At 66.3% G+C, this 6,122-nt stretch carries 6 protein-coding genes; 1 reads left to right on the top strand and 5 read right to left on the bottom strand.

Annotated features, from left to right (window positions below; translation table 11 throughout):
• Positions 1 to 98: 98 nt before the first annotated feature.
• From J0I79_RS23695 to J0I79_RS23680, 4 genes are all read right to left on the bottom strand, one after another.
• Positions 99 to 2,141, bottom strand: coding sequence for a hydantoinase/oxoprolinase family protein (locus J0I79_RS23695; RefSeq protein WP_292864805.1), 2,043 nt, complete (start codon positions 2,139 to 2,141; stop codon positions 99 to 101).
• Positions 2,142 to 2,431: 290 nt separating this feature from the next.
• Positions 2,432 to 3,058, bottom strand: coding sequence for a CDGSH iron-sulfur domain-containing protein (locus J0I79_RS23690; RefSeq protein WP_292864803.1), 627 nt, complete (start codon positions 3,056 to 3,058; stop codon positions 2,432 to 2,434).
• Positions 3,059 to 3,171: 113 nt separating this feature from the next.
• A complete protein-coding gene (locus tag J0I79_RS23685; protein ID WP_292864800.1) occupies positions 3,172 to 3,543 on the bottom strand; it encodes a hypothetical protein in 372 nt (123 codons plus the stop codon).
• Between the two features lie 118 nt (positions 3,544 to 3,661).
• A complete protein-coding gene (locus J0I79_RS23680; RefSeq protein ID WP_292864811.1) occupies positions 3,662 to 3,868 on the bottom strand; it encodes a DUF1127 domain-containing protein in 207 nt (68 codons plus the stop codon).
• Between the two features lie 269 nt (positions 3,869 to 4,137).
• Here J0I79_RS23680 and J0I79_RS23675 point away from each other — a divergent pair, with 269 nt between their 5' ends.
• On the top strand, positions 4,138 to 5,646 hold the full coding sequence (locus tag J0I79_RS23675; protein ID WP_292864797.1) for a winged helix-turn-helix domain-containing tetratricopeptide repeat protein: 1,509 nt from the start codon (positions 4,138 to 4,140) through the stop codon (positions 5,644 to 5,646).
• 9 nt (positions 5,647 to 5,655) lie between these two features.
• On the opposite strand, the gene J0I79_RS23670 is transcribed toward J0I79_RS23675, so the two are convergent.
• Positions 5,656 to 6,012 carry a hypothetical protein gene (locus J0I79_RS23670; RefSeq protein WP_292864794.1) on the bottom strand — a complete coding sequence of 119 codons (357 nt, stop codon included), beginning with the start codon at positions 6,010 to 6,012 and terminating at the stop codon, positions 5,656 to 5,658.
• Positions 6,013 to 6,122 lie beyond the last annotated feature (110 nt).

The following is a 6,122-nucleotide window of genomic DNA, read 5'->3' as shown; positions in this document are numbered from 1 at the left end:
CCAGATACCACCAGCGCCTCATTCCTTCCAACACCCCTCATCCGTCTCGGCGCTACGCGCCGATCCACCTTCTCCCACAAGGGGAGAAGGAAAGGGGCTCACACCGCGATCCTCGGCCTTCCCGAGGCCACCGCCACGACATGCGCCTCGATGAACATGCGCTGGGCTTCGACGGTCGAGACCCGGAACTCGGTCGAGACATCGATTTCGGCGCTGTCGGTGCCGGCGTCGCGGGCGCGCTGGGCGGCGATCGCCCGCACATCGGCCTCGGCGGCCGCGATCGCCGCCGCCTCGTCGAGGAAATCGCGCACCGTTTCTCCAGAGGCAAGCCGGAACAGCCCTTCCTTCGGCTGGCTGACCCGCGCCTCGGCCGAGACCCGCACCTGGCCGACGACGGCGCCGAGCGCGTTGGCGACGTCGGTATCCCGGGGCACCACGCATTCATTGCCGACCAGAGGCGCCAGGCCGGCATAGTGCAGTGGCGCGGAGGCGCCCAGCCCGATGACCGGGCGGTCGAGCGCGACGGTAAGACGAGCGATGCCGGGGTGGGCGTCCACGGCGCGCTGCACCAGCGCGTGCGCCACCGTCGCCGCGCCGTCGAGCCCATCCTCGGCAAACGCGGTCTCAAGAATGTATTCGGCGGACCAGCGCGTCAGCGTCACCAGCACGCGCTCGCAGATCGCCTCGGGCGATGGCGCTATCGCCTGGCCACGGCCGTCGCGCCTGCGGGCGAAAAGTTCGGCGCCAAGCCGGGCCGTGGCGGCGTCCCAGTTCGCCTGCTTGCCCAGTACATGCGCCGCGTCGGAGGGGGTGAAGCCGCAGATATGCACCAGGCCGCGCGAGACCAGCCGGTTCAAGGTTGCGTTCTGGGCGTTCGAGGTCAGCAGCCTGTCGAGCGCCAGCGGGGTTGCGCCGATCGCCTCGTAGAGTTTCGCCTCCGGGGCGGTCAGACCAGCGGCGAGCCGGTCCGGCACGCCGGTGCGCACCGCGAAACGGCCATCCATGCGGCCGGGGTTGGGCGCCCTGAGCTGGCGTTCGAGCTCGGATCTGACGGCTTCGCCATGCGCCATGCCGGCCAGCGCCAGCGGCACCAGGCGGCGCGGCCCGAGCAGAATCTTCGGATTGAGCGCGCCATCCTCCAGCGCCACTTCGGAATCGCCGCCGAGGCCGAAGGTGCGCATGGCCACCGCTTCCACCATTGTGCGGAAGCCGCCGACCGTGGCGCCCTCGGGATCAAGCCGAGGCCGTCCCCCATCGAGCACGGCGACGTCTGTCGTGGTGCCGCCGATGTCGGAAACCATGGCATTGTCGAGCCCGGTCATGTGGCGGGCGCCGACCAGGCTGGCGGCGGGACCCGAGAGGATCGTCTCGATCGGCCGCTGGCGGGCGAAGGCCGCCGACACCAGCGCGCCGTCACCGCGCACCACCAACAGGGGGGCCGCTATGTCGCGCTCCGCCAGAAAACCCTCGGTCGCGGCCACCAGCCGGTCGATCATCGAGATCAGGCGGGCGTTGAGCAGCGTCGTCAGCGCCCGGCGCGGGCCGCCGAGCTTGGCCGACAGCTCATGGCTTGCCGTAACCGGCAGGCCGGTCTTTTCGCGGATCAGGTCGCGGGCGGCGATCTCGTGGGCTGGATTGCGGGTGGCGAAATAGGCGCAGACGGCAAAGCCGGACACCGATGCGCCGAGTTCGGGCAGCATCTCTTCCAGCCCCGACAGGTCGAGCTTTGCGGCATTGCCGTGCACATCGTGGCCGCCGGGGCAGAACACCACCGGGTCGGTGCCGAGCGCGGTCTTCAGGCCGTCGCGGGCAAGGTCCGCCTCGGAAAAGCCGATCATCACCAGCGCCACGCGGCCACCCTGGCCTTCGACCAGGGCGTTGGTGGCGAGCGTCGTCGACATGGAAACCAGCTTTATGACGGCCGGATCGGTGCCGGCCTTCTCCAACACCGCGTCGACAGCGCCCGAAATGCCGACGGCCAGATCGTGCCGGGTCGTCAGCGCCTTGGCCTTGGCCAGAACCTTGCCCTTGTTCGGTCCCTCCTGCGGGCCTTCGGTCTCCGACCACAGCACGGCATCGGTGTAGGTGCCGCCGGTGTCGATGCCGAGGAAGAGCGGTTTTGGCTTGGTCTTGGCGGTCATTTCGGGCGGAGGTCCGGTATACGAAGTTTTGCTGCGAAGCCCTTAGCCGATAAGGCCCGGAGGATAAAGGCAGGAGAGATGGGCCAAGGGAGGAGAGAGTAATCTCCCCCCAAGTGGGGGAGATGGCCGGCAGGCCAGAGGGGCGCGCTGTCCCGCCGACCTCTCCGCGGATTGCTGCCGAACCCCTTCCGAGACCGTTCAGGGGTTCTCAGGATGCCGTAGGTGGCGCTCTACGGCGCCCCCCTCTGCCCTGCCGGGCATCTCCCCCACGAGGGGGGAGATTGGCAGCTTCACCCCACAAATCCCGCCTTCTTGTGGCTGCCGTCGCAGAACGGCTTGTTGGCCGAATGGCCGCAACGGCACAGGAACGCGGTCTGCGTCCGCTCGACCGTGTGGCCGGTGCCGGTGACGATTTCGAGATTGCCTTCGAGCTTCAGCGGGCCGTTCTTCGTCGGCGCCACCTTCAGCGGCCCGTTGCGGGCTTCCAGCGCCGGCGTGTCCTTCAGCGCCGGCTCGCCGGTGGCGGTGAAGCCGGCCTTGATATGGCTGTTGTCGCAGAATGGCTTGTTTTCGGACGCACCGCAGCGGCAGAGCGTGGCGCGGAAAAAGGTGTCGTCACCGAGCACGATTTCGGCATGGACCGCGAGCGGGCCGTTTTCGCGGATGCGAACCGTGTTGACCACGGGCGGCTTTTCCTGCGGGCCGCCATCCTTGCGCTGGTAGGTGATGGCGCCCGAGGGGCAGTTCTCGGCGAGCGCCACGACCTTCTCGACGCTGGCGGCGTCGGGGTGGATCCACTGCCCCGGCGCGTTGGGCACGAAGACAAGCGGGTCGCCGAGGACGCAGTTGCGCGAATGGATGCAGCGTTTGCCGGAAAACCCGACATCGATCTTGTCGCTCTCGACCATTCCGGCCATGGCTGTGCTCCTGTTGCCTGGGGCACGCCGTCGCGCAAACGAAACGCGGCGTGCCTTGGGTGAGGGGCTCAGGCTATTGCCGCCCGGGGAAGACCGTCAAGCTGGCAAACCGGTCAGGGTACCAGATTGATCTCTTCGGTCTGGCCGCCGCTGCAGGTGTAGCAGCAATCCTCGCATTTTTCCTTGTTGCCGGGACCGACGCCCCAATAGGTGCCTTCGTCGCCGTCGACCCAGGCACCGTAGCAGATCGATTCGCCCTCGTTGCAGGAGATAGGAAGCTGCTTGGTCTCGCCGTCGTCGAGGTAGAAATCCTTGCCATTGCCCGGCCAGACATAGTCGCGGTCCTGGCTGTAGAGCTCGATGCGCATCGCGTTCGGGTGGCTGTTCTTGATCTGGAAGGTGACGTCGCCGGCATGGGCGGAAGACACGGACAGGACGGCGAGCGAAATCGCGGCGGCAAGCCGGCGCGCGGACAGGAAAGACATGGAAACCCCCGATGAAGAATCGGCCCCCACGGCCGATCCGGGGATCATGGCACGACGCGAGCGCGCGCTAAAGGGAGGATGGCGAAAAACCCTCTTCTATTCAGCACGGCACTTCGCCTCACCGCTGCCAGAAGGGCAGCTTGGCGATCTCGGCCTCGGCCTGTTGCCTCGTCAATCCGATGTCGTCGATCAGATGCGGGCTGGTCTGCGCCATCTCTTTCAATTGCCAGCGGAAGCGTGCGCGCTCGCGCCAGGCCGCGATGTTGTTGCGCAACGCCGTGAGGCCGGAACCTCGACGCGGCGTCGCGACCCGACCCGCCGGCATTCCCGACCGCACGGCGTTGCACTGAGCCGATGCAATTATCTCGTTCATATCAACCTCCATGGGTTGGGGCCGAAGGCCCTGGACCTGAAAAGAGATCGAATTCTGCGCCATGCGGGCGGCGCCGTAATTAAGACCGCCCAAATAGTTCTCAAAAGTTCCAAAGTGACGTCCTTTGGCGAACCGTCGGGTTGGTCTAACGCCCTGTTTTGGCGCGGTTCCGGACGCGGCGCGCTTCCCACGTTTCGCGAAATTGCTCTATAGATGCGCCGATGCAGGGATTGCGCTTTGCCTTTGGTCCGTTCGTGCTTGATCCTGATGCGGGAACCCTGCTTCGGAACGACGATCCCGTTGCCGTCGGCTATAGGGGGCTGAAGTTGCTTGCCGCGCTCGTCGGGCGGCCCGGCGAAATCCTGGGCAAGGCAGAACTGATGGACGCGGCATGGCCGGGCACGGCGGTCGAGGAAGGCAATCTCACCGTCCAGATCGCGCAGTTGCGCAAGCTGCTCGGTCCACCGGCCGGCGGCGGCGAGTGGATCACCACGGTTCCGCGCGTCGGCTACCGCTTTACGGGCGCCATCGAAGAGGTCGCGGACGCCAGGCGCCAAGCCTTGCCGCTGCCCGACAAGCCATCGATCGCCGTGCTGCCCTTCGTCAACCTCAGCAACGATCCCGAGCAGGCGGCCTTCGCCGACGGCCTCACCGAGGACCTGATAACCGACCTGTCCCGGGCCGACGGCCTGTTCGTCATCGCCCGCAACTCGACCTTTGCCTACAAGGGAAGGGCGACGGATGTGCGCGAGATCGCGCGCGACCTTGGCGTGCGCTACTTGCTGGAAGGCAGTGCGAGGCGCGCTGCTGGCCGGGTGCGCATCAACGCGCAGCTGATCGACGCGCTGAACGGGCAGCATCTGTGGGCGGATCGCTTCGACCGCGGGCTGGAGGATATCTTCGCCGTCCAGGACGAGGTGACGGCCAGGATCGTGGAGGCTTTGCTCGGCCGTCTGCGCACGCCGCCGGCGCGCAACCGGCCGACCAGCCTGGAGGCCTACGATTTGTGCGTGCGGGCGCGCAAGCTGATCGACGAATCGCCGCAGGCGGCGCGCGAAGCGCATCTGATGCTGACGCGCGCGCTGGCGCTCGATCCGGACTATGCCGAGGCCTGTCGCTGGCTTGCCATGAACCACTGGATGGGGTGGGTGCATTGGGGCGAGCCGATCGACCCCAACCGCCGCATCGCCCTGGAACTTGCCCGCAAGGCAGTGGCGATCGACCCCAACGATGCCGGGTGCCGCTGGGTGCTCGGCAACCTTCTTGCCTATGAGCGCAGTTTCGACGAGGCGGATGCCGAATTTGCCAGGGCCTTCGAGATCGACCCGAACGAGGCCGATGCATGGGCGACATTGGCCGACATCACCACTCTGGCCGGGCATGTCGAGGAGGGCCTGGAACAGATCCGCAAGGCGTTCCGGCTCAATCCATATCCGGCGAGCTGGTACTATCTCACACTCGGCCAGGCGCAGTATGCGGCGCGCGACTACGAAGCCGCCGTCGCGACGCTGCGCCGCGACGAGACCTACCGCACCAGTTCACGCCGCTTCCTGGCCGCAAGCCTGGCGCAACTCGGCCGGCTCGACGAGGCGCGCGCGGAGGTCGATTTCTTCCTCGTCGGCAGTCCGCATTTCACCACCAGCCACTGGGTGATGACGGAGCCGTTTCGCGACCCTGCCACGCTCGATCATTTCGTCGATGGTTTCCGGAAGGCCGGCCTGCCGGACTGACAGGGGCCTTCAAGGCACCAGGTCGATGGTTTCGGTCGAGTGCTCCACACAGGTGAAACAGCAGCTGTCGCAGGGCTGGTCGTTGTCAGGCCCGACGCCGGCCGAAATCTTGTCATTGCCGTTGACCCAGGCGCCATAGCAGATGCGCTCGCCCTGATTGCAAGAGATCGGCACCGATTTCTGCGAGGACGGATCGATCAGGAAGACCTTGTCGTTGCCCGGCCAGACCGTCTCGCGGTCACGGCTGAACAATTCGATGGCGACCGCTTCCTTACGCATGTTCTTGACGAAGAAAGCCATGTCGGTGGCCTCGGCCGAAGTGGCGAAGACAAGCGCCGCGAGCGCGACCGTGCGAAACAGCGTCACCGTCCGACCCTCCCGAATCATCGACGCAGAATCGCATGGCCGCGCATGCCTGTCGCCCACGTTTTTAGATCTAAATCCATACTCTCTTGGTAATATTGTAGCAAATTCAG

Origin of the sequence: Mesorhizobium sp., from assembly GCF_017306585.1 — a bacterium.
GTDB lineage: Bacteria > Pseudomonadota > Alphaproteobacteria > Rhizobiales > Rhizobiaceae > Mesorhizobium.
The sequence above is the reverse complement of the archived record's forward strand: the minus strand, read 5'-3'. Positions and strand labels throughout refer to the sequence as shown.

What these genes read in the sequence shown, in the direction of transcription:
- J0I79_RS23695 (WP_292864805.1), bottom strand. Translation starts at nt 2,141, where the DNA reads ATGACCGCCAAGACCAAGCCAAAACCGCTCTTCCTCGGCATCGACACC.
- J0I79_RS23690 (WP_292864803.1), bottom strand. Translation starts at nt 3,058, where the DNA reads ATGGCCGGAATGGTCGAGAGCGACAAGATCGATGTCGGGTTTTCCGGC.
- J0I79_RS23685 (WP_292864800.1), bottom strand. Translation starts at nt 3,543, where the DNA reads ATGTCTTTCCTGTCCGCGCGCCGGCTTGCCGCCGCGATTTCGCTCGCC.
- J0I79_RS23680 (WP_292864811.1), bottom strand. Translation starts at nt 3,868, where the DNA reads ATGCCGGCGGGTCGGGTCGCGACGCCGCGTCGAGGTTCCGGCCTCACG.
- J0I79_RS23675 (WP_292864797.1), top strand. Translation starts at nt 4,138, where the DNA reads ATGCAGGGATTGCGCTTTGCCTTTGGTCCGTTCGTGCTTGATCCTGAT.